16 protein-coding genes and 4 pseudogenes are annotated in these 22,968 nt (G+C 69.9%); 9 read left to right on the plus strand and 11 right to left on the minus strand.

Translation table 11 applies throughout. The features are described from left to right. Positions 1-4 precede the first annotated feature (4 nt). Both A6A29_RS43185 and A6A29_RS20385 read right to left on the minus strand, forming a co-directional pair. Positions 5-1,627, minus strand: a pseudogene (locus tag A6A29_RS43185) (phosphatidylglycerol lysyltransferase domain-containing protein); the annotation flags it as partial. Between the two features lie 103 nt (positions 1,628-1,730). Then, positions 1,731-2,099: a hypothetical protein gene (locus A6A29_RS20385; RefSeq protein WP_073721652.1), complete on the minus strand. Its 369-nt coding sequence runs from the start codon at positions 2,097-2,099 to the stop codon at positions 1,731-1,733. Positions 2,100-2,138: 39 nt separating this feature from the next. Here A6A29_RS20385 and A6A29_RS20390 point away from each other — a divergent pair, with 39 nt between their 5' ends. Beyond that, positions 2,139-2,333: a hypothetical protein gene (locus A6A29_RS20390; RefSeq protein ID WP_143197015.1), complete on the plus strand. Its 195-nt coding sequence runs from the start codon at positions 2,139-2,141 to the stop codon at positions 2,331-2,333. Between the two features lie 46 nt (positions 2,334-2,379). Here the strand turns inward: A6A29_RS20390 and A6A29_RS44835 are convergent, their stop codons facing one another. Then, entirely contained in the window at positions 2,380-6,603 is a 4,224-nt protein-coding gene (locus A6A29_RS44835; protein ID WP_158074430.1) for a S8 family serine peptidase, read from the minus strand. A gap of 97 nt (positions 6,604-6,700) precedes the next feature. On the opposite strand from A6A29_RS44835, the gene A6A29_RS20400 reads away from it, so the two are divergent. Next, positions 6,701-7,663, plus strand: coding sequence for a helix-turn-helix domain-containing protein (locus A6A29_RS20400; RefSeq protein ID WP_073721819.1), 963 nt, complete (start codon positions 6,701-6,703; stop codon positions 7,661-7,663). 163 nt (positions 7,664-7,826) lie between these two features. On the opposite strand, the pseudogene A6A29_RS46725 reads toward A6A29_RS20400, so the two are convergent. Beyond that, positions 7,827-7,975: pseudogene (locus tag A6A29_RS46725) on the minus strand (ThuA domain-containing protein); the annotation flags it as partial. A gap of 893 nt (positions 7,976-8,868) precedes the next feature. Between A6A29_RS46725 and melC1 the strand changes: the two are divergent. Beyond that, on the plus strand, positions 8,869-9,273 hold the full coding sequence (melC1, locus tag A6A29_RS20410; RefSeq protein WP_073721658.1) for an apotyrosinase chaperone MelC1: 405 nt from the start codon (positions 8,869-8,871) through the stop codon (positions 9,271-9,273). Positions 9,274-9,289: 16 nt separating this feature from the next. Beyond that, a complete protein-coding gene (locus tag A6A29_RS20415; RefSeq protein WP_073721660.1) occupies positions 9,290-10,114 on the plus strand; it encodes a tyrosinase family protein in 825 nt (274 codons plus the stop codon). Positions 10,115-10,322: 208 nt separating this feature from the next. Here the strand turns inward: A6A29_RS20415 and A6A29_RS20420 are convergent, their stop codons facing one another. Further along, complete coding sequence (locus A6A29_RS20420) at positions 10,323-10,631, minus strand: chaplin family protein (RefSeq protein WP_073721662.1); 309 nt, start codon at positions 10,629-10,631, stop codon at positions 10,323-10,325. A gap of 718 nt (positions 10,632-11,349) precedes the next feature. On the opposite strand from A6A29_RS20420, the gene A6A29_RS20425 reads away from it, so the two are divergent. Next, positions 11,350-12,114 carry a hypothetical protein gene (locus A6A29_RS20425; protein ID WP_073721664.1) on the plus strand — a complete coding sequence of 255 codons (765 nt, stop codon included), beginning with the start codon at positions 11,350-11,352 and terminating at the stop codon, positions 12,112-12,114. A 216-nt stretch (positions 12,115-12,330) separates the two neighbouring features. On the opposite strand, the gene A6A29_RS20430 is transcribed toward A6A29_RS20425, so the two are convergent. Next, a complete protein-coding gene (locus A6A29_RS20430) occupies positions 12,331-13,452 on the minus strand; it encodes a PP2C family protein-serine/threonine phosphatase (protein WP_073721666.1) in 1,122 nt (373 codons plus the stop codon). Positions 13,453-14,120: 668 nt separating this feature from the next. On the opposite strand from A6A29_RS20430, the gene A6A29_RS20435 reads away from it, so the two are divergent. Further along, positions 14,121-15,185, plus strand: coding sequence for a class I SAM-dependent methyltransferase (locus A6A29_RS20435; protein ID WP_073721668.1), 1,065 nt, complete (start codon positions 14,121-14,123; stop codon positions 15,183-15,185). A gap of 725 nt (positions 15,186-15,910) precedes the next feature. Here A6A29_RS20435 and A6A29_RS20440 read toward each other — a convergent pair. Further along, positions 15,911-17,243 (minus strand): annotated as a pseudogene (locus tag A6A29_RS20440) (oxidoreductase); the annotation flags it as partial. Between the two features lie 527 nt (positions 17,244-17,770). Here A6A29_RS20440 and A6A29_RS45855 point away from each other — a divergent pair. Together A6A29_RS45855 and thrS are read left to right on the plus strand one after the other, a co-directional pair. Next, positions 17,771-17,938, plus strand: coding sequence for a hypothetical protein (locus tag A6A29_RS45855; protein ID WP_198953113.1), 168 nt, complete (start codon positions 17,771-17,773; stop codon positions 17,936-17,938). A 237-nt stretch (positions 17,939-18,175) separates the two neighbouring features. Beyond that, the gene (thrS, locus tag A6A29_RS20445) at positions 18,176-19,504 is read left to right on the plus strand and encodes a threonine--tRNA ligase (protein WP_274535816.1); all 1,329 of its coding nucleotides are present in this window, start codon (positions 18,176-18,178) and stop codon (positions 19,502-19,504) included. A gap of 127 nt (positions 19,505-19,631) precedes the next feature. Here the strand turns inward: thrS and A6A29_RS45860 are convergent, their stop codons facing one another. From A6A29_RS45860 to A6A29_RS20465, 4 genes and pseudogenes are all read right to left on the minus strand, one after another. Further along, the gene (locus tag A6A29_RS45860) at positions 19,632-19,832 is read right to left on the minus strand and encodes a peptide ligase PGM1-related protein (RefSeq protein WP_073721674.1); all 201 of its coding nucleotides are present in this window, start codon (positions 19,830-19,832) and stop codon (positions 19,632-19,634) included. Between the two features lie 103 nt (positions 19,833-19,935). After that, positions 19,936-20,295 (minus strand): hypothetical protein, encoded by a 360-nt coding sequence (locus A6A29_RS45865; protein ID WP_198953125.1) that lies wholly within the window; start codon positions 20,293-20,295, stop codon positions 19,936-19,938. A 485-nt stretch (positions 20,296-20,780) separates the two neighbouring features. Continuing rightward, positions 20,781-21,299, minus strand: a pseudogene (locus A6A29_RS46730) (ABC transporter transmembrane domain-containing protein); the annotation flags it as partial. Positions 21,300-21,381: 82 nt separating this feature from the next. Beyond that, a complete protein-coding gene (locus A6A29_RS20465) occupies positions 21,382-21,570 on the minus strand; it encodes a hypothetical protein (RefSeq protein ID WP_241838567.1) in 189 nt (62 codons plus the stop codon). A gap of 69 nt (positions 21,571-21,639) precedes the next feature. Between A6A29_RS20465 and A6A29_RS46735 the strand changes: the two genes are divergently transcribed. Continuing rightward, positions 21,640-22,662 (plus strand): hypothetical protein, encoded by a 1,023-nt coding sequence (locus A6A29_RS46735; RefSeq protein ID WP_241838568.1) that lies wholly within the window; start codon positions 21,640-21,642, stop codon positions 22,660-22,662. Positions 22,663-22,968 lie beyond the last annotated feature (306 nt).

Consider the following 22,968-nt stretch of genomic DNA (forward strand, 5'->3'; position numbering starts at 1 on the left):
TCAACGGGTGGGACTCCAGGCGCCCGCGGTGCAGCCACTTCGGCAGTCCGGGGGCTTCTAAGAACCCCTCGGCACGGGCGCTCGCAATCCCGATCCGCAGCAGGTCGGTGCTCTGGGCGTACAGCAGGAAGCGGGGCTCTCAGATGGGCCGGTACTTGGCGTTGGCGCGGTAGAGCGACTCGATCTGCCACCAACGGGAGAAGAACGTCAGCAGTGAGAGCCACAGTCGCAGCCCGGGACCCGCGCCGATCCGGGAGCCGCGTTCGAAGACCGCGCGGAACATCGCGAAGTTCAGCGAGATCTGGGTGATGCCGAGGTCGCCCGCGCGCCGGATCAACTCCAGCACCATGAACTCGAACAGCCCGTTGTCCGAGTTCCGGTCACGTCGCATCAGGCCCAGGGAGAGCCCGTCGCCGCCCCATGGGACGAAGCTCAGCAGGGCACGCGGCCGTCCGTCGGCATCACGGCAGACGAGTATCACGCAGCGCCCGTCCTGGGGGTCGCCGAGACGTCCCAGCGCCATGGAGAAACCGTGTTCCGTCGCCCCGTCGCGCCAGTCGTCTGCCAGTTCGGTCATCCGGGCCATCTCGTCCGGCGGCAGGTCCTCGTGACAGCTGATACGAACGGTGTACCCGGCGCGTTCGACACGGTGGTGCGCCTGGCGGACACTCCGTATGGCTCGGCCCTCAAGAGCGAACTCACCGGTGTCGACGATTGCCTCGTCGCCCAACTCCAGGGCGTCGAGGCCGTGGCGGGCGTAGACGGTGCCACCCTCTTCACTCGCCCCGATCACGGAAGGTGTCCAGCCGTGTGCGCGGGCCTGGGCCAGCCAGCGGTCGATCGCTCCCGTTCATGCCTCCGGGTCGCCGACCGGATCGCCGGAGGCCAGCGAGACCCCGCTGACCACGCGGTAGGTGACGGCTGATTTGCCCGACGGCGACCAGATGACACTTTTGTCGCGGCGCAGGGCGAAGTAGCCGAGGGAGTCCCGTTCGCCGTGACGGTCGAGCAGCGCACGCATGTCCCGCTGGTCCTCTTCGGTCAGCGGGTCGACGGAGCGACGGGACCTGAACGCCGCGTACAGGACCAGCAGGATCAGTGCCGTGCTCATCAGGTTGATGAGCACATGGGCCCAGCCGGGGGTGACGATCCCCTCGAAGTGGACGTCGTCGTAGGTGAGCGAGAACATGCGGAGCACGCCGTAGCGCCAGCGTTCCGGGAAGTCGGAGCGCCCGGGGTCCGGGTCGGTGTTGCTCACGGAGACCATCGTGGCGGCGAGCAGGCGTGTTGCCGGTACACCGGCGACCCCAGGGCGAGGGCGGTCAGCACCGGCGTCAGCCCGGACACGGCGAGATTGAGGATCCAGGCCGCGCGTTTACGCCGCCGGCTGGTGCACCGCCAGAAACAGGGACAGAGCACCCGAGGCAAACCCGGCGGTCAGTAGATAGGGCGTGAAGTACTCGCCGTCACTGTGCCGCCGGATGTCGTTTCCGAAGGAGACCCACACAGCGCTGAGGAAGTTGACGAAGGTGACGGCACGCAGGTACCAGACCGCGAACGCATACGAACGCCGTGACCACCCGCGGTGATCCGCGCCCGGCTCCGGACTCGCTCGAACGCGTCCCATGGCGGCGACCCTGGAGGGCGCGGCGCGCGCAGGCGTGCTCCGTCGGCACGGTGAATGGGTGGACCTGCCATCGGTGGGGTACGTCCCTGTGGCAGGTGTCCGGTCAGTCGTCCTGCGCCTCGCCCTGGGCGATCTCCGCATGGTGATGCAGGCTCATGAGTCCGGTGGCGGCTCCCGCGCCGGTCGCGGCCGAGCAGGCCAGCAGCAGGCAAGCCGCCGCGACGGCCATTCCGTGACGACGCGCCCCGGGTTCCCGGGGAGGGCGCAGGCCGTCGGCTTCGGGCGGTCCAGGACGCTGCGGTCTCCCGCCGACCGCCGAGGACGCGTTCCGCAGCGGCGCGTGCGCGGTGCGGTACTGGTGGAGCTGACGCAGCGTCGACCGCGTCATGGCGAAGGCGCAGGCGGCCGACGGGCCGGCGGCGAGCGCGGTCACCGGATAGGCGACGCCCGCGGTGATCGCTGCGCTGCTCATGCCGCTGCTGATGCCGTTCGTGGCGCCGGCGCTCGTGTGGTGGACCGCTCCCCGTCCGCGCGCCGCGGCCTCCCGGTGTGGGTGGGCGCGCACGACCCGCACGACGTCCTCATCGGGTTCGCCGTGGCTGCCCTCGTCGCCCTCCTCGCCACTGGGGCGGTGCGGCGCAAGCAGAGCGCGCTCGCCACCCGGCTGAAGGCGGGTGCGCCGCGTCCCCTGTCGGCCGCGGCGTGACCCGCCGCCCGGACGGAGGAACCGTCCGGGCGGCGGGTCACGGTGATCAGTGGCGCAGGTTGAGACGGTGCACGCCGCCGTCGACGGTGCCGACGTAGAGGGTGCGGCCGTCGGGGCCCGCGGCCAGTTTGGTGGTGTTGGTGTTCTGCAGGCCGGTGGAGATGTTGTGCCAGCTCCGACCGTGGTCGGTGCTGCGCATGACGCCGCGGCCGCCCTGGAGGAGGCCGCTGGCCCTGGAGCTGGTGGTGGCCGCGTAGAACGTGTCCTTGACCCGGAGCAGGTCGGAGACATGGATCGCGAGAGCGCCGGTGTCCGCGGTGCGGAAGGTCCGGCCGCCGTCGGAGCTGACGCGAACGCTCTCGCCGCCGATGACGAGACGCCGTCCGTCGAGATCGATCGCGGTCACCGGGCCGCCGGCGACTTTGGTGACCGTCACCCCACCGTCGTCGGACCGGTAGAGACCGGCCGTGTTGCCGAGCCACAGGCGCAGCGGGTTCGCGGGGTCACCCACGATGGTGTCGAAGGTGCGCTCGTGGTACAGGTTCTTCCACGTCGCGCCGCCGTCATTGGTGGCGAACAGCCCACGGCCCAGAAGGCTTTGGAAGCTGACCATGACCCGGTTCGGGTCGGCGGGGTGGACCAGGAGTGCGGTCGGCACCTCGGCAGAACTGCCCCTGTGCTCCCAGGTGGCACCCCCATCGCCACTGCGCTCGACGGCGAACGCGCCGAACCCGGTGCGCCGGACCTTCCAGACCACCTTCGGATCCTTGGCCGACACAGCGAGCTGCGGGACGCCGACGCCCCGCCCGCCCTCGCCGCCCGACCGGCCCCATTCCGGGCTCGCGACGGGAAGCGCGGTGCGGTAGACCGCACTCTCGGTGGCGGCGAGCAGATGGCCGTCACTGACAGCGAGAGCGTTGACGGTCAGCCCCTGGACGCCGATCCGTCGATATCCGGTGCCGTTCGCGGCACCCCGGTAGAGACCGTCCTGTTCGCTGGAGACGGTGACGGAACCGTCGGCCCAGCGGTCGTAGTCCATCGGTACCGCCGCCCGGGACGGGACGGCGACCTCGGTCCACGTCCGCCCGTGGTCGCGGCTGAGACGGCCCTTGCCGGTCAACGTGCTCAGGTACAGGTCGTCACCCGAGATGGTCAGGTGGAGGCCGCCCTCCGTCATGGACAGCAGGGTGGTCCAGGTCTTCCCGCTGTCATGGGAACCGACAACTCCCCGGCCCGGGACGTACACCGCCACGACCGAGGAGTCGGCGGCCACCCTGCCGACGGTTCCGTCGGCCTCGTCGAAGAGCGGCCGCGCCTCGCCGGGATTGCCCGAGCCGATGCCGGAGCGGGCCCAGACGCCGTGATTCGACGTCATGTAAAGGGTGTCGCCGGTGACGGCGGCGGAGGTGATGGCGCCGGTGACACCGGTCGGATACGTCGTCCAGTGGTCGCCCGCGTCCGTACTGACCAGCAGTGCGTCCGAGGAGACCGCGACCAGGGTACGGGTCTGTTCATCGGCGGCGAGCGCCGCGATGCGCGTGTCCGGGACGTCGAGCGTGCGCCAGGTCCGCCCGTTGTCATCGGTGCGCAGGATGGCGCCCCGGCGGCTGCCGTCGCGAACGCTGTTCACGACGTACCACCAGCGGTCGGGATTCTTCGCGTCCACCACGAGCGGGCCCGTGCCGTCCGCGACTGGCAGCCGTCCCAACTGGCGCCAGGAGGCGCCGTTGTCGGTGGTCAGCCAGGGAGCCGCCTTCTGGTACTGGGTGAGGACGGCCTGCTTCGGCCGGCTCGACGAGAGGGCGACGGAACCGGCCTCGCTGTTGGGGCCGACCGGCTCCCAGCGGTCCCTTCGGCTGTCGACCGGGGTGACTTCGAAGGCGCCGGCGCCGGTGAGCCGCTGTCCGGTACCGGCGGTGCCGCGTACCGAGACCCGGTAGGCACCGGCCGTGCTGCCGGTCACCTCGGCCCGGTAGTAGCCGTTGGCGGGATCGAGGGTGGAAGTGACCTTGACGGCCTTGCCGCGCGGCGGGGTGACGGTGACGACTGGCGGTGCGGCCAGCCGGGTCGGCGGGGCGATGTGCACGGTCGAGTGACCGTCGCTCGGATCGGGCGCGGCCTGGACGGCCAGATACCGGACGGCGAGCAGGTAGGGCACCTCGATCGCCGGACCCCGGTCGGGAGTCGCCGTGAGACGGCCGCTGATCTCCGTGTCGGCCACCGGCCGGGCGACGCGCAGCGAGACCGTGACGGTCGCGGTCCTTCCGGCCGGCACGGTGACCCGCTTCGGCGAGACCGTGGCCGCACCGTCGGTCCGCAGCGAGGTGGCGACCGGGTGCTTGCCCGAGTTCCGCAGTGTCACCTTCGCGATGCCGCCGACGTGACGCCGGGACAGATCGGCGAGCCCGAACGACACCGACGCCGGTGAGGCGCTGACCGTGGCCGAGGCGGCCGCGGCCACATCGAGCCGGCCCGAACCCTGCGTCGTGGGCCCGCTGCCCTTCAGCGGCTCGGCGGTGCCGATCAGCGCGGCCTTGATCTCGGCGGGGGCCCGGTCAGGGTGCAGCTGGCGCAGCAGGGCCGCGGCGCCGGCGACGTGCGGGGCGGCCATCGACGTACCCGACATGCGGTACTGGCCGGGCCCGTACAGCGCCTTGGGGATGGTCGAGCGGATCTCCACGCCCGGCGCGACCAGATCGGGCTTCAGGCCGAAGGCCGGTGTGGGGCCGCGGGACGAGAACGAGGCGATCTGGTCGGTGGTGTCGGTGCCGCGCAGTGTCACCGACACCTTCCCGGCGGCGAGCCGGGTGCTCAACTCCGCGTACTGGGTCGAGTCGATGCCCATCACCACCAGGCGGTCCATGCGCAGTGAGTCGCCGGAGGCGTCGATCCGCGCGGACGAGGACGGCACCTGGACCACTCCCGGCTCGGGGTTCACCTCCGGCGGCCGGACCTCTCCCGGCGCTCCGGCGACGAACACCGGGCCGTCGTTGGAGGGCAGGCCGGCCAGTACGGCGATCGCGCCGCGCTTCTCCGCCTCCTGCGCCCACTCCACCGCGCTCCCCGTCAGGTACTGGGCGCTGGCGGCGACGAGCATCTGGCCCCGTACGATCTTTCCGCGTACGTCCCCGGCCCGCTTCCAGTCCTCGGCGGTGCCCTCGCCGACGTCGACGAGCGGCGCCGTGACGGGGCGCTCCGGTGGATTCGCGGACAGGATGCCGCGGTAACTCTGGATCAACTCGGGTTTTCTGCCCGCCAGATAGGCGCTGGGCAGGCGCAGATTGCTCGTCGAAGCGCCGACCGAGACGACACCGTCGGCCGTTCCCGGACTGCTGACCGTACCCGGGCCCGGACCGTCGTTGCCGGCCGCGGCCACCACGACCACACCGGCCCGAACGGCCGCGGTCGCGGCGCAGCCCAGCGGATCGGTGCCGTCGCCCGGGCCGCCGAGGCTCAGGTTGATGACATCGGCGCGGTGCGGGTTGGCCGGATCGGAGGCAGCCTCGATTCCCGCGATGATGTCCGATGTGTAGCCGGAGCCATCGGCGTCCATCACCTTGTAGGCCAGCAGATTCGCGCCGGGCGCCACGCCGGTGACGCCGCCCTTCTCGGCCGCCTTGCCCGCGATGATGCCGGCGACATGGGTGCCGTGGCCGTTGTCGTCCATCGGGTCCTCGTCGCCGTTGACGAAGTCGTGCCCGCCGACGACCTTGTGCCCCTTGCCGAGTCCGCCGCCCAGGTCGGGGTGGCTGTAGTCCACGCCGCTGTCCAGGACCGCGACGGTGGTTCCCTTGCCGGTGACGCGACTTCCGGCGGAGTCCTTGCGCTGCCAGACGCCGGGTGCTCCGATCAAGGGCACGCTCGCGTCCGTCTTCGTCAGCACCCGGGTGTCGGGGCGGACGGCGGTGACGCCCGGCAGCGACGACAGCCGCCCGACCTCGGACGCGGGCACCGTCATTGCCACGGCATTGACGAGCAGCCCCAGTCTGCGGGTGGCCGAAGCGTGCAGCCCGGCGCTCTTCACCGAGCCGAGGAACGTCTCCTGCCGCGCGTCGAGCGCGCGGCGGGCGGTACCGACGCCGCGGACGGCCTCGGCGGACAGCAGCGATCCACCGGGTGCGGCGGTGACCGCGGGACTCCCGGAGAGTTCGACGAGCACTCGTTGCGACGGGTCGGGCGCGGACGCGTCGGCGGCACCCGGTATCGCCGCCAGCGTGCCGGCGAGAACAACGGCGGCGAGGGCGGTATGACGCGATCTTCGTGACTTCATTGCCATGCCTAAAGGTCTTAGCGGTGAGGACACTTGCCGCACAACCGATCTTCGTGGCCCATTGCTGCCGCTGGCACAAGTGGGCCACCATCCGTCCATGACTCCCGAAACACCGCAACTCACGGCGGCAGGCATCGATCCGTTCGACGAGAGCGTCTACCGCGCCGTCCTGTCCCGGCGGACGGCGGCGCCCGCCGAACTCACCGCGGATCTGTGCTGTTCGGCCGAGCGCGTCGCCAGGGCGCTGGACCGGCTCCGTGACCACGGGCTGGTCGGCCGCCTCTCCGGTTCCCGCCGCCGTTACGCCGCGATCGAGCCGGGCGCCGCTGTGGAGGCGCTGGTGCGGGCCAGAAGCAACGAGCTGGAGCGGGTCCGTTCGGCGGCCGACGAGCTGTCCCGGCTGTTCGCCGCCGCGCGCACCGGTGCGACGTACGAGGACGAGGTGGAGATCACCACCGGCAGCGAGGCGCTCGGCCGCTGGTTCGTCCGCCTTCAACAGGAGGCCCACGAGGACGTGATGACCCTGGACCGGCCACCGTACGCCCTGACCACCTCCAACCCGGTGGAGGCGACGGCGCTCGGCCGCGGGGTACGGTACCGCGCGGTCTACGCTCCCGAAGCACTGGAATGGCCGGGCGTCCTCGACGACATCCGCGAGCTGGTCCGGCACGGCGAACAGGCCCGCGTCCTGCCCGGCCTGGGCATCAAACTCGCCATCGCCGACCGCAGGCTCGCCCTGATGCCGCTCTCCCTCGACCTCAAGAATGTCCGCGCCGCGGTGATCCGCCCCTCCACTCTGCTCGATGCCCTCACCGACTACTGGGAAATGTGCTGGGAGCGGGCACTGCCCCTCAACGCCCCCGCCGAGGACCCCCTCGGCGAGGAGGACCGCCTCGTCCTCACCCTCCTGGTCAGCGGTCTCAAGGACGAGGCGATAGCCCGCCAGCTTGGCTGGTCCGTCCGCACCATGCGCCGCCGCATCAGCCGGCTGCACGACCTCCTCGGCGCCGCCAACCGCTTCCAGGCCGGAGTGATCGCGGCCCGCCGCGGCTGGTTGTGAGGCAGCACGCCGACAGCAGATGGGGCGTCACTGAGTGGGTTCCGGCTCTCGCGTCGGTGCGGACCGGCCTGGAGCTTCCGGTGGGAGTGAGGCGGGGAATCCGGTGGCCGTCCCCGGGCCCGAGGGATCAGCCCGCTGTCCCCGCCGCGCGGCGCAGGCATCCCAGGTGGCGCATCGCCGGATGGCTCCGGTCCTCGACCAGTACGGTGCCCGGCTGGAAGGCGGGGTGGCCGCGGCGAAGCGTGCACCGAGCAACTCCCCGTGGTACGGCCAGTGGTACTCGGTGCACGCGGCCGGATGGAGACCCATGAAGGAGGGGCGGCGTCGTTCGGGTCGCGGGACGCGAGCATGTACACGATCACCCTGATGGGTGTCGTCTTCCCTCGTCACACCGACGACGTACAGGCGGTGGCGGCGGCCGGGGAGTACGGCATACCGCTGGCTGCGTGTCATCTCGCGGTGGGGCCCGATCCGGAAACGGGCCCGGGTACTCGACGATCTCTCCGAACCGCCGGTGCTCCACCTGCCCGGTGTGACGGCCCAGCACGGCCAGTCATACATCGGAGCGTTCACTCCCGCGTGCCCCCGGGGGTTCCTGGATGAGGAGATCCTCTGAAAGGTCGAACACGTAGTCCTACGGATCCTCCACGGTGCGGTCCATCCTGGCTCCTTCGTTCGACGTCAGGCGCGAACATCCCGTCCGGCGTGCACCGTGGAGTGCGTGCGATCCACCCACCCAGCGGCCCCGGCTGCTCACTGGACAAGGGCGCGTCCCCAGGGTGGCCGAACTCACCGGAGCACGGCCGCTTGGGCGGGTGAGGGATGCGCGAGGGGAGAAGGAGCTGTCGGACTGCGACCAGGCCGGGCCGCCGATCCCGGCCAATAGGGCGTAACGGGCAAAAGGGTGACCCGATTTCAGGCCATGCTCAGATCATGGCCCTGACGCGGGCGGCCGGGTGAGCCCCGGAGGATCTTCACGTGCGGGGCTCATTCGCAGCGGAATCTTCACTTTGTGATCCGTGGAGCGTCGGCATGGAGGGGAATCGATGGCGGCGGCACCCGTATGACCTGCGAAGACATGTCCATATGACAGCCAACCAAAATTTTGCTGCTTCTGTGAACCGTCACTCCCCATGTAGTCATGGTCGCGGCGGCCCCAAACAACCTGGGGGCCGCCTCATTCATGCTCATGGGGGGTATTCACCATGTCCAAACTCACCCGTCGTCAGACCCTCGGGGCCGTCACCGGCGCTGCCGCGGGCATAGCGCTCGTCGGCGTGGCCACCGCGTCCGCGGACACCGCGCCGGTCAAGGGCAACGACAAGGCGGCCGCACCCGGTGGCACCGGAGGGCCCGCGTCCTTCGACGAGGTCTTCCAGGGTCGCCGCATCCAGGGCCTGGCCACCGAGGCTCATGCCCACGCCGGACACAGCACCGGCTACCGCGTCCTGGTCGACGGCCGCGAACTCCATGTGATGCAGCACGGAAAGAGCGGCTGGAGCAGCGCGATCAACCACTACGAGAGATTCGCCAACCCGCGCGACGCCGCGCGCACCGCGGTCACCTCACTCAAGGGCGCCGACGTCGTTCCTTTCGACCCCACAGCCTGAGCCGGGAGCAACTGCCATGACCGTACGCAAGAACCAGGCGAACCTCACAGGTGCCGAGAAGAAGGCATTTGTCGACGCTGTACTGGAAGTCAAGCGCAAAGGTGTGTACGACGAGTTCGTCGCCGCCCACCGCCTCCGGTTCGCGCTGGACATGAACACCGGGATATACGTGGGTCACTTCGGCCCGTCGTTCCTGCCCTGGCACCGCAAGTTCCTCATCGACTTCGAGAACGAACTCCAGAAGGTCGACCCGTCGGTGTCGATCCCTTACTGGGACTGGACCGCGGACAACACCGTCGGCTCGTCGCTCTGGGCGCCGGACTTCCTCGGCGGCACCGGCCGAGCCCTGGACGACCAGGTGATGGACGGCCCCTTCGCCTACTCCTCCGGCAAGTGGCCCATCACCATCCAGGTCGACACCCGCCCGTTCCTCGCCCGCAATCTCGCCTACCGCGTCCCCACTCTCCCGACCCGGGCCGAGGTCGACGCCGCCCTCGCCATTCCCACCTACGACTCCGCGCCCTGGCGTGACGGCTCATCCGGCTTCCGCTCCACGCTCGAAGGCACGGCGGGATACATGAGCATGCACAACCGGGTGCACACCTGGATCTGGGGTCAGATGGAGACGAGTGTTTCCCCCAATGATCCCGTGTTCTGGCTGCACCACTCGTTCGTCGACAAGCTCTGGGCCGACTGGCACACACTCCACCCGAGCAGCGCCGAGTACCTCCCCGCCGGAGGCACCCCCGACGTCATCGATCTGGACGAGACCATGCCTCCCTGGACCGACACGACCCCACAGAGCATGCTGGACCACACGCCCTTCTACACCTACGCCTGAGTTCAGGGCGTGACGGGTCTGCTGCCGGAATCGACGGCGTCCGCCGTCGATTCCGGCTTGCAGGTTCTCGCCGTGTGCGCTGACCGTCCATGACGGACACGACACCGGGACAGCGGCCGTACTTCCACTGTTGTGCGAGCCGCCTTCCCGGATCGTCACCCTCGAAGTGCACGCCGAGCGCGTACGAAGTGGGGGAGGCCCGGCCGGTTCACACGCTGGAGCCGAACAGAGCTGTGCAGACGATGCCGCTGTTGCCGCAATGGTTACGCGGCAGACTCAACGGCAAGCCGGCCTGGTTGCCGCTGCCCAACCCGCTCCCGGCCACCGTGGTGCCCGCAGCCTGTGCACTGCCCTGGCTGACGCACGTGTTGCCGAACACCGCGTTCCCGATCCCGATGACGTTCGCGTGAGCGGCACCCGCCGGAACCAACGCCACCCCGGCCACCGCACCCAGCACCGCGGCCCGCTTACCCACACGTCCGCCACCGCCGCCCGTCCCGTGAATCTCCGCACCCATCGCGATTCTCCTTCGTCCGGGACCACGTCCCGGTGCCTGTTCGGACCACGCACGGCCGGACGGTCCCGGGCCGCACTCCCGAACCAACGAGAGAACCCGGCTCCCGACACGCGGACTCCGCCAGCCCCTTCCGACGCGGGTCGCCGAGGCGAAGCCGAGTCGACCGTGCCCCCTCGATCGCTCTGGATCTACGGCGCGGGCCACCTCTCCGACGCAGACTCCACGGCCGGCTACGCGATGTCGCCGCACATCGACCTGTCCTCGCTGGACCGTCCTGGACCACACGCTCAGCCAGGGCCGCAGCCGCACGTGGGACGACACTTGGCAGCTGAACGGATCACTCACGGCCGGCAGCAACGTGCAGAAGTTCTCCGCCTCTGTCGAAGGGCGCGCCCAGAAGGGCTTCTTCGAGTTCCGGCTCCCACCTGGCGCGCCACCGGGTCGCGGAGCGGCTCATCCTATGTCTACAACCTCTCGTTCCCGACCGGGGGCCGCTGCGGTCCGACCGGGTCTACCGTCCGAGTGATTCCAAGCTGGCCCGGGTCACCGAGAAGTGGAACGCCCTCGGGAAGGAGGCCGACTACCTCGACGGGCTGTTCATCCTCCCCGCCTGGAACAGGAACACCACTGTCCCGGTGAGCCTGCTCGCCCCGGTCGAGGTGCCGGGCACCCGGGACCGCCCACTGCACGACCGGCGACGACACCTGGTCACGGCGCGATGACCAGCTTCCCGTTTGCCGCGTTCATGGCCGACCAATACCGCGTCCATCAGCCCGGTGACCGGCGTACGGAGGAGTGGTACCGCGGCCTCCTGCGACCGGCCGCGACGCGCGACACCGACGGCGGCCTGGCGTTGGCCGCCGAGCGACAGGGCGATCTGATCGGCTTCCGGAGTGCGCTCTGGCTCGACGGCTCCGGCGATCACTGGTCCTACGGCGGGTCCTTCGGCGACCTGTTGCTGAAGCGCGACGGCGAGGAGAGCGCCAGAAGCACCTATCCGTACGATGCGTTCAAGGTGCCGGCCGAGGACTCCGCGTACGAACTCACCCAGAACCTGTCAAAGATCGACACCTCGGACCGGAACTGGCTGCGTTCCACCGCTCTCACCACTACCTGGAGCTTCCGCTCCCGCCTGGAGCCTGACGTCTACTCCCGCGGCGTGCCGATCTTCTTCCCGGCGTACGACTTGCCGGTGGACGGCGTGAACACGCTGCCCGCGCGGGGAGGTATCAAGGTCGGTCTGTCCGCCGAAGGCCACGCCGGGTACACACCGGGCACGATCACAGAGGCATCGCTGTCCTACTCCTACGACGGCGGCACCACCTGGACCCGGGCGCCGACCGAGCAGCGGGCCGGCACGTGGACGGCCACCCTTGACCACACCGGTGCCACCGGCAAACAGGTCATGCTGAGAGCCACCCTCACTGACTCCAACAGCAACTCGGTTACCCAGACCATCACCCGCGCCTACGACGTTCGATAGCCACACGGTCGGGCCGGGGGGCCTTCCGCAACAGGGACACCGCCCGGCCGCCTGTTCGCCGCCTTACCTGTGATCAGCCCGACTTGTGCGGGGAGCTCTGTGACGGGCACCCACGTTGTGGTGCGGTTCGCAACGCGCCGACGCCCTGGCGGGTCGGTTCGGACCCTGATCGCTGCCCGAGGGCACGTACTTGTGTGTACGTGCGTCGTGTCGCGCTCAGTGATGCGGGGACCGTCGGACGGACAGGACTGCGACATCGTCATGCTGCCCGCCTTCTCCGGCGAAGGCGCGCGCGTCGTCGTAGAGGGCATCCGGCAGTTCGGTGGGAGAGAGCGAGGCGCGCTCGGCGAGGCGTTCGGTGACGGGGTAGAACGTACCGTCGGCGGCACGGGTCTCGGTGAGCCCATCGGTGGTCAGTAGCAGCGTCGCGCCGGGCGGGAAGGTGAACCAGCTGACGGTCGCGGGTTCGGCGGCGAGTTCGGCGAGACCGAGGGGCACACCGGAGTCGAGGGTCGGTGTGCTGACTGTGGCGTCATGCAGCAGCTGCGGCGGAATGTGCCCGCAGTTGAGGGCTTGTACCTCGTCGTGCGCGTCGATGTTGAGGATGAGCGCTGTGACGAACCTTTCGTCGTCGCCGGTCTGTGTGGCATAGGAGTTGTGCCGTACGACGGAGCCATCAAGGGCATCGGCGAGCGCGGTCAGGGTGGGCTCCCGGTGAGCCCCCTCACGGAACGCGCCGATGACGGCGAACGCGGCGCCGACCGCAGGCAGGCCTTTGCCCTGGACATCGCCGATCAGAACCCGGGTTCCCCACGGGGAGACGACGACGTCGTAGATGTCGCCGCCGACGAGCCGGTCCTCCTGCACAGGCTCGTACACACCGTCGACCAGGACGTCGTCGGTGAGCAGAGGCAGAGGGCGCAGGATGTGGCGCTGCATCGCTGCGGCGGTGGAGCGAATCCGCAGCATCTCGTGTTCCCGGTGGATACGCCGGTGGCAGGCGTACACGGAGGCCGCTCCCAGGGTGAGGGTGAGCAGCACCATGAGGATCCTGTCGAGCCACGACGCCCCGTCACCGTGCCGGACCACCACGGTGATGGTGACCACAAGCGTGGTCCATACAGCGACAAACTGCGTCTGCCGTACGGTGCACAGCGCCGACGCCGTTCCTGGCAGAAACACAAGGAGCCCCAGGAGCCACACCAGTGACCCGGACAGGGCACCGAGGACCATCACCAGAACCGTGATCGACACCACGCCGATCACGACTTCGACGTTGCGCGGCGGCTCGATGGCTTCGAAGGGATGTGTGAATCTTTTCGGGTGATTGCGGGGCACGGGACCTCCTGACAGGTAGGTGGTGTATTCCCGTACGCTAGGCAGGCCCGTCGCGCGAGAGCCGTTGCCCCGCCGGACAATGTTCGGCGCGGCTCCGGCCGTGGGGTGAGGAAGGGCAGCAGCCATCTGGGACGGGCCCGCGATACGGACGTACTCCGATCAACACCGACGGCTTCGAGACGACCTCCGGAACCCCTCGGGGGAGGACAGGTTCACCAGCGAGTGGCGGTCCGCGGTAGGGGCTGGTTCCGGATTCTGGTGTGGATCCATCGGCGAGGACATCCGCGGCCTCGCCGGCGCGAGCGTGGGCGGTTGCCTGATGCCGGAGGGGCTCGAAAGGGGTATTCCCCATCGAGTGTCTGGATCAGGAGCTGGATGTTTTTCCCGACTGCCGACTGCCGACTGCCGACTGCCGACTGCCGACTGCCGACTGCCGACTGCCGACTGCCGACTGCCGACTGCGCGCTGCGTGGCGGGCTTCGGCGCGGGGCCGGCAGGAGCTCGGTGGTCTCTCGGGAACGGCGGCCCTCCTGGGCAGCCGTCGGCGCCCGGGTGGCGTAGCGTGGCCGGTGGAGAGAGTCCGTCGCAGTCTCGTCGAGCCGCCCGCCGTGAGCGCGATCGGCCGTGTGCCCGCCTCCCCTCGTGGCCCGATGGCGAGAGGAGGAGCGATGTCCGTCGTGGCACCGGATGCGGTGAAGCAGGAGGCGTTCGCGGGTCGCATGATCCAGGTGGTGAACGACACCTGCCTGGGTCTGATGGCGGGCCTGGGCCATGAGAGCGGTCTGTTCGACACGATGGCCGGCATGGCGCCGGCCACGAGTGGAGAGATCGCAGGGGCCGCCGGGCTGAACGAGCGCTACGTTCGGGAGTGGCTGGGAGCGATGGTCGTCGGGGGCATCGTCGACTACGAGCCCGAGCGGGGCACGTACGCGCTGCCGCCCGAACATGCCGCCTCGCTGACACGAGCGGCGGGGCCCGACAATCTGGCCCGGATCGCGCAGGACTTCGGAATGATGGGCGAGGTCGAGCAGCAGGTGCTGGAGGCGTTCCGCACCGGGGACGGGCTGCCGTATTCGGCGTACCCGAGGTTTCAGACCCTTCAGGCGGAGGAGTCCGGGGAGGTCTTCGACCTGGCCCTGGTGAACGGGATCGTTCCGCTGGCGCCCGGTCTCACCGAGAGATTGGGCTCGGGCATCGACGTGCTGGACATCGGTACCGGCCACGGCCACGCGGTCAACGTCCTGGCCAGGGCCTTCCCCGCAAGCCGCTTCCGGGGGCTCGACATGTCCGAGGACGGCATCGCCGCTGCGCGTGCCGAGGCAGCCGCCCTGGGACTGACCAACGCCGGCTTCGAGGCAGGCGACTGTTCCGAGCTGACCGGCCCCTACGACCTGATCACGGCGTTCGATGTCATTCACGACCTGGCCCGGCCGTCGCGCACGCTCGCTGCCGTCGCCGGCGCCCTGGCGGACGATGGCGTGTTCCTGATGGGGGACATCGCGGCATCCAGCCGTCTGGAGGAGAACGTCGACCACCCGCTGGGTCCGGCGCTGTACACCTTCTCGACGTTCTACTGCATGAGTGTTTCGCTGGGCGAGGGCGGCGAGGGCCTGGGCACCATGTGGGGTGAGCAGACCGCCCGCAGGATGCTCGGCGATGCCGGGTTCAGCCGGGTCGACACCCAGAGGGTGGAGGGCGACATCTTGAACGTCTACTACGTGGCGCGGCGCTGAACGCCTGTTGTGCCGCCCGTTGGGTTTCACCGGCTGGGACGGGACATCCGGATCCGCTGTCAAATGGTCCCTGGACTTGACCTTCGTTTTCCCGGTTGAGCGGACAGGCGGGCGGCCTTCGCCTGATTCGCCCCCCGGCCTTCATCACCTGGCCGTACGCGAACCGCGGCTGGGGCGTGCGCTCGGTCCGCCCGGCGACCGCGAGGTGGTCGGTGACTGGATCGTGAGGGGAGACAACCGGGTGCGGCCCGGCGCCGGCGGGACCTCGGCCATGCCCGCCTGGGCCTCTTCCCCGGCGCTCGGGGTCCGGTGCGTCCGCTCCCTCATCTCCGCGATGACGGTCACGGCGGCGACGGGGCCCCGTCTTCGTTTTCGGAGAGGGCAGGAGGGGCGGGACGGCCGGTCTCCGGGGCGATACTCGGGTCAGGTGGGAGCGACTCCGCCGGGGGCAGGCCTGCGCGGGCGCGGAGCATGTCGGCTTCTGCCCTTCGCATCTCGGCCCGGGCTCGCATGAGGTCGGCGTCAGCCTGTCCGCGAGCCTGGACGATGTCGGAGGCGTTTTGCCCTCGTGCTCTGACGAACTTGGCGAGTCCGTTGAGAATGCCTCCGATCAGCACTCCGGAGGCCGTGATGACGCTGACGATGGCCACGACGACGGGAGGTGCGTCAGAAGGACCCAGTTCGGCACTGTTGCTGATGCCCGGCAGGACCGCCCTCGTGCTGAGCCAGGCCACCACCAGCAACGCAATCACGATGGCGGCCCACAGCGCCACAGAGATACCTGGAGCATTCCGCAAGGCGTGCCACGCTCGCCTCGGCCATGGCAGGTTGGCCCGCAACCGCCGCTGCTGAGCACGATAGACCCGAGTGGCAGCGTGGTCGTCGCCGCTACGGTGGAATGTGGCGGCGAGCTGTTCGTACGGTTGGGAGCTGTACTCGGTAGTGGCTTCGGCCAACCAGGCCAAGCGCTGATCAAGCGGGAAAGGGCCCACCCAGGACAGGCTGTCGTAGACGAATCCGTCGATGAGTATCTGGCCGCGGCCGGGCCAGCTCGTCGCTTTGTCGACCAGTTTGTCGACCCTCGCGCCGGACAGGACGACCCGCCCTTCTTCCGGCCGCTCCCCGAGAAAGCGCAGTTCCGGGGTCTGGACACGGCGCAGCGAGATCTCGTCCTCGCGCCCAAGCAGCCTGAAGCGCGCCGATTCGAAGTCGATCGCGTCGCCGAAGCGCCCGTCGTCGAGCCGGACACCTCCCACGCACTCGAAGCGTCGCCCGCGCGGGGGAGTGGAGACGCTCGCATAGGCATTACCCAGCGCCGACGTCAGGGAGAGCGTGTGCCCGACTGTCATCTGTGGCGCGTTCAGAGCGCGGAGCTCCTGAGCGTTTCTCAGCCGACTGCCGCGCAGCGAGAGCGAGAAGCCCACCGTCGCGCCGCGCAGGCTCAGTTCACCGTGGCTTTCCAGCATCTCGGCCTGGAGATCCTGCCCGACAGAGATCCCGTCCGCCATGATCGAATGGCCGTGCCGGTCGCCGGACACGACGGCTTGGTTGAGCAGCAGGTCCGCGCCTATGCGGGCGCCGGTGAGGCGGACGCCCCTGTGGAAGTGGCAGCGCGGCAGATGAAGGTCGCCCCGCGTATGCACTCGGGCAGCTTCCAGACGCGGCACCCGAACAGTCGACGAGCCGTACCGTCGTGAAGCGCGCCTCAGTAAGCAGCACTTCCTTCTCGAAGCGGCACTGCTCCAGTCCGACGTACGGGACGACCGTGCCCCCAGCGACATCGAGTACGCCGGTGACCTTTACACCGCGAAGTCTGAGAGACGACAACCGACCGGGCAGGGCCGGCGGGCCGTTGAGCAGCAGCCGGGCCACGATCCGGGCGCGCACGCTGCGCTCGGGTCCCCAGGGATGTCTGCCGTGCGGATCGTCGGCCTCGCTGTCGCCCGTACGAAGGTCGCAGACGCTGCCGTCGCGGAACGCGTGCCACATCCCGACCTCTGCTGCGGTCAGCCCGTCCGGCGGATCGTGGTCGTTGTCGCCTGTCGGCGCGATACTCATGGTTGCGTTTCCCTCTCACCGACTCATTGCTCGTGCCCCGTGCCTTGCGGCTTCCGCCAGAGCGTTGTGGCACGCAGAAGTGGCCACCGTTGCACCGCGACCGCACCTCCTGGCCCGCCTCCGACCTCGTCGCCCGATCAGAGACGCTTCTGAAGTGGAGCCGCACTCCATGGAGCCCCAATCGTGCCGCCCCCGGCGTGCGCGGGCGGGCGGAATCCCGGAATCCGGCGCATCCGGCTGCGGCTGCGGGTTCAGGAAATGCGCATAGCGGGTGTTCTGTTCCTGCTGGTGGGTTGCAGGCTTGAACGGTTGGCGTGAGACGTCTGGATGATCACCCTACAATCGGTTTTTCCCGGTCGAGAAGCCTCCCATCAAGGCCGTCGGCGGCCAGGATCTTGCCCAACGTGCCCGGTCCCGCTGCCGCCCGGGCCTGCCGACTTCCCGGCATGTCAGCGGGGCGCCGTACGCTGCGGCGACGACCTACGCCGCCGAGGCGGCAAGCCCGCACAGGAAAGCAGACAGCACTCGTGTTCCAGGAAACCCCGATCTATACCCGACTCGTCACCGAACGCGGCGACGTTCCCACCGAGGTGCGCACCGACGCCGAGCGCATACACCGGGATCTGTCGCGGTTGTTCCCCGCGAGCCTTCCGCTCGGTTCGGCCACACCGCAGTACCGGCCGCGCGAGCAATAGCTGGGTCCGTCGGCACCGTCCGGGTGTCAGCAGGTGCCGCCCTGAACGCCGCACCGGCTACACCGCATGACTGAGTGGCCGTACGGCGACCGTTGACCGTCCCGCAGGCTGAGCTTTGGTCGGCTGCGACCTCCGCGCGATCCGGGCACCCCCGATGAGGAATGACCGTGTGGCCGTCGCCACGGCCTGCTAACGTCTGCGGCATGAAGCGCGCTGCTATGACGACGACGCCGGAGAGTGTCCCGGCGCGCTGACAGATGTCTTAGTGCGAAGCCCCGGGGCGAGTGCCCCGGGGCTTCGCCTTGCGGTCACTCGCCCGATGTCCGCGAGGAGACCGCCATGCATGACCACCGCAAGCTCGGCCGTGAACTGGACCTGTTCGACACCGACCCGCTGATCGGCGCGGGCCTGCCGTACTGGCTGCCCGACGGCGCGACCGTACGGCACACCCTGGAGGAGTACATCCGCGCCGCCGAGCGGCGAGCCGGTTACCGCCACGTGTACTCACCGGTCCTCGGCAAGCGGGAGCTGTACGAGATCTCCGGGCACTGGGCGCACTACAGCGACGACATGTTCCCCCCGATGGACCTCGGCGGTGAGCAGGTCCTCCTGCGGCCCAGCCTGTGCCCTCACCACGCGGTGATCTATCGCTCCCGCTCCCACAGCTACCGGGAGCTGCCCCTGCGCATGGCCGAGCTGGGAGGCATGTACCGCTCCGAACTCTCCGGCGTACTCGGCGGGCTGACCCGGGTGCGGGCCATCCAGCTCAACGACGCGCACATCTTCTGCACCCTGGAGCAGGTCGCCGAGGAGGCGCGGGGCGCGCTGGAGATGATCCGCCGGGCCTACGAGGCGCTCGGCATCACCCCGACCCGCTACCGGCTCTCCCTCCCCGGCCCCGGCGGCAAGTACGTCGCCGCCCCCGAGAAGTGGCAACAGTCCACCGCCCTGCTGACCGATGTCCTCGACCGCTCCGGCCTGCCCTACGAGGCGGCCGAGGGGGAGGCCGCGTTCTACGGCCCCAAGATCGATGTCCAGGTCACCGACGGCGCCGGCCGGGAGTCCACCCTGTCCACCGTCCAGGTCGATTTTCACCAGCCCGAGCGGTTCGGCCTGCACTACATCGGCGCGGACGGCGCCAAACACCGCCCGGTCATGATCCACCGCAGCATCATCGGCAGCGTGGAGCGAGCCGTTGCCCATCTCATCGAACAGTACGGCGGCGCCTTCCCGGCCTGGCTCGCCCCCACTCAGCTGGTGATCCTGCCGATCTCCGACGCCGAGCTTCCCAACGCCGCAGCCCTCGCGCAGCGTTGTGCCGGCCTCGGACTGCGTGCCGAGATCGCAGGACCGGAGCGCGGCACCCTGGGCGCCCGAATCCGAGAGGCCCGACTGGTTCCCTACCAAGCCGTCATCGGCGCCAAGGAGGCAACCGACGATCACGTCGCCCTGCGCCTGCGTGACGGACACCGACTCGACCCGCAGCCGGTCGGCGACGCACTCACCCGCATCAGTGCGCTCGTCGATGCCCACAGCACCGACCTGTGGGTCGGCACTGCCCAATAGCGGGTGGTGCGATCGTCGGCACTGCCCAATAGCGGGTGGTGCGATCGTCGGCACTGCCCAATAGCGGGTGGTGCGATCAGCGTCTGCTGTCGCCCGGGGCAGGTCGGAACCGGTCAGGGGCCCTGGCTCAGCGTTTCGGGGTCTGCGGTATGAGCCGTTCCTTCAGGCGCTCCCCCGCTTCGATGTCCTCCGCGATCAGGCAGAAGGGGACGGTGCCGCCGTTCTTGTCCCGCCAGGAGTTCAGCAGGACGAAGCCGGTGCGTGCCTCCTGGTCGTAGGCGAGGCCCTCGCTCTCCACGTACTTGCGGGCTTCCGCGAAGGAGGGCATCGGCCAGGAGACGTACTCGGCCGGCAGCCGGTCGTGGGCGTAGCCGGCTCCGGCCAGACGCTTGCCGAGGTGGTGACCGGGTCGACCCGGTCACCAGGCCGTTTTACTCCGTGAACAGGACCTCGGGGTCGCCGTCGCCGATGTCGACCACGATGGCATCGGCGCTCAGGACACCTCGGTGGCCCATCTCCCGGAGGACCGCGCTCAGTCGGCGGCCACCCGCCATCAGGGCCCGCTCCTGGTCGGGCGTCAGGTCGGGGGCCGGAAGGAAGGAATGGTCGGCGACCGGTTCGGCCACCAACTCGCCCTGGCCGCCGAGTTCGATCCCCTCGTCCCCGATCCAGAACTCGGCGAACACGGCCCGGCTGCACGGATGGTATTCCTCGACGACGATCTGATGGAGCCGGCCTTCGGTGAGCCATTCCCAGCGTTCGTTGAGGGATGCGGACGGCGTCGCGGGCATCGGGGAGGACCACCGTACGGGCCGCGCCGTTGACCTTGATGCCCTCCGTGAGGGGCAGGACCTCGTTGCCGCTGCCGGCCTCGGCGAACTCTTTCTTGAGGATGACCGGTCGGCCCGCGTCGAGGAGCCGTGCGATCAGGCGGTACGCGCTTTCCGGATTGGCGCTGACGCCGCCCTCGCGCCGGCGCCGGCCCCGAGCATGCGGAAGGCCGCCTTGCTGTCGGCGAGGCGGTCACCGCCCTGGTCGAGGAAGGCGTGGCCGGGCACCGCCGACTTCGCTCCGAGGGTCCTGGCGAGTTCGACCACTGCCTCGTTGGGGCAGAGCGCGAACACCTCGGTCGGGCACGTCCGGCCAGCGCCTGCCGTGTCCGGTCCGCCAGCTCCGGATCGAGCAGCCAGTTGCCGGGCCGGTTCCCGGCCGACGGCAGCACGCGCAGTCCGTCGATGATGTCGACGGACAGGTCGGTGAGTGCGCCCTGCCGGTCACGCAGTCGTTCCTGACGGCCGTGCAGCAGCCGCATCAGGCGGGCGACGGCGGCCGCGATCAGCGGTACGCCGAAGAGGAGGACGAGCCCCAGCTGCCACGACGTGACCAGCATGAACACGGATGCGAAGAGGATTGAGGCGATGGCCCCGCTGCCACGTGCGGTGCCCTCGACGGTGGTGCCCAGGTAGCCGACGTCCATGGCGCTGACGCCGACCACCGAACCGGTGGAGGCCCGCCGGTGCAGCTCCGAGCCGATCTCGGTGGCCTGGCGGACGACCAACTGGGTGGCACGGTAGGCCGCCCCGAACCGGTACCAGGCCGTCGTCCGGTCGCGCAGCGTCCCGACGACGGCCTGGAAGACGCCGAGCAGCAGCACCGCCCCGCCCCACACCAGCAGCGCCCCCCCCGGTCGATGCCGAAGCCGATGGCCACCGGCACCAGCGCCTGCGCGAGGGTGCACAGCACACCGAACACGGTGGCCAGGGCGAGGCTGCCCCGGTGCCGGGTCACGAGCCACGCCAGGAAGCGGACGGGGGAGGTGGTGACCGGGTCACCCGGATCGGGTACGGGGAAGCGGCCGCGGCCGCCGCAGGCTTTCCTCACGCTTTGGTTCCGATGGTCAGGCCGTGTTCGCAGGGGTGGTCGGTGAGGGTCCGTACGCCGGTGAAGCCGGCCCGGCGCGCCCATTCCTCGTAGTCACGGGCGGGGTAGGCCATGCCCTGCCCGCTGGCGAGCACGTTCAGGTAGAGGGACGCCGCGATGCATACCTGAGTCTGATGGGAACTCATCACGCAGAGGTAGGGCAGATGGTCCATGGGGCCGATGCCGGCTGCCGTCGTGGATGTGACATTCGAACGATGACCGTTGCTGTACGGGGATCGAGAACGTCACGGCTCATGCGATGGCAGTGGCAGCCGCGCTGGGCACGCTGGTCGGCAGTGTTATGGGGAGTGGTCTATTCCGGCTTCGGCCTGACCTGTGTGGTGAGCGGGACCCCGCTGTTCCACCACGGTGGTGACCCGGGACCGCCCTCGCTGGGATGGGCAGCGGTGGCGGTGGGAGTCGCGGCGGCCCTGTCCTGCGGGGCGGTCCTGCGGTACGGGCTGCTGCCGGCACTCCGCCGGCTGCTCTGGCTGCTCTGCGTGCTGGCCGGGATCGCCGCCTTCAGTCTGCTGATGGACGTGATCACGTTGATGTTCGGCCAGGGGGTGGACAGCGGGACGGCGGCGGCGAACCACGCACTGGCTGCGGTGGGAACGCTGCTGCTGGCGGCCACCGCCCGGTCCGAGCATCGTCCGGCCGATGGCGCCCGCGTGCAGGAGCCATCGGCAGCGTCCGGGCCGGTTCAACTCGCGGCCTGGGCCGGAACGGCGGCCTTCCTGCCCTACGCCGGGATGAAACTGATCTGGGCTTCCGGGGGCACTTTCGCCGGGATCTCCGGCGCGGAGATGCGGGCGGTGTCCCGGCGCAACGGAGCCTCGGGCATCTGGCTCACCCTGGATTCCTGGGGGCTGGACGCCACCATGCTGCTGGCCGCGCTCGGCGTCTTCCTGCTCTGGGGGCTGGTCCGTCCCTGGGGGCAGGTCTTCCCCCGCTGGACGTTGCCCCTGCGCGGCCGCCGTGTCCCGCGCTGGCTTCCGCTGGCCCCGGCCCTGCTCGGCGCCGCCACCCTTGCTCCGTACGGCGTGTTCGGGATCGGCTACTCTGCCCTGGCAACAGCGGGCGTGGTCACCATGCGCCAAGGCGACTTCCACTCCTCGGGCGACGCACTCCTGGTCGCCTGGATCGGCATGGTCGCCTTCGCCGGCTACGGGCTCGCGCTGACCGCCGCGGCCCACTCGTACGGGATACGGACCCGCGGGCTGCCGGTGGCGAGCTGAGGTTCGGCACCTGAGTACCGACTCTGCCGCGGATCCGGGAAGTGGGGCATCTCAGGGGGGTGGCCGGCGGATCGCCGGTACTTCGTTCGCCGATGTCATCGACCGCATCGGCCCGGTCGACGCCGACAGGGGCCGGACCGAGCACGAGGGGACCGCAGGACGGTCCAGGGCATCTTCGGCCTGGGACGTCGGCCCGGCGCCCCCGGTCGGGGCACCGGGCGACCAGTGACGGTGCGGGGCGGTCGGCAGCCACAGCAGCCGCGAAATGGCTCAGAGGCGTCGTGTCCGGCCGCGTTCGGCTGCGCT

This window comes from Streptomyces sp. TSRI0281 (assembly GCF_001905125.1).
In the GTDB taxonomy this organism is placed as follows: Bacteria; Actinomycetota; Actinomycetes; order Streptomycetales; family Streptomycetaceae; genus Streptomyces.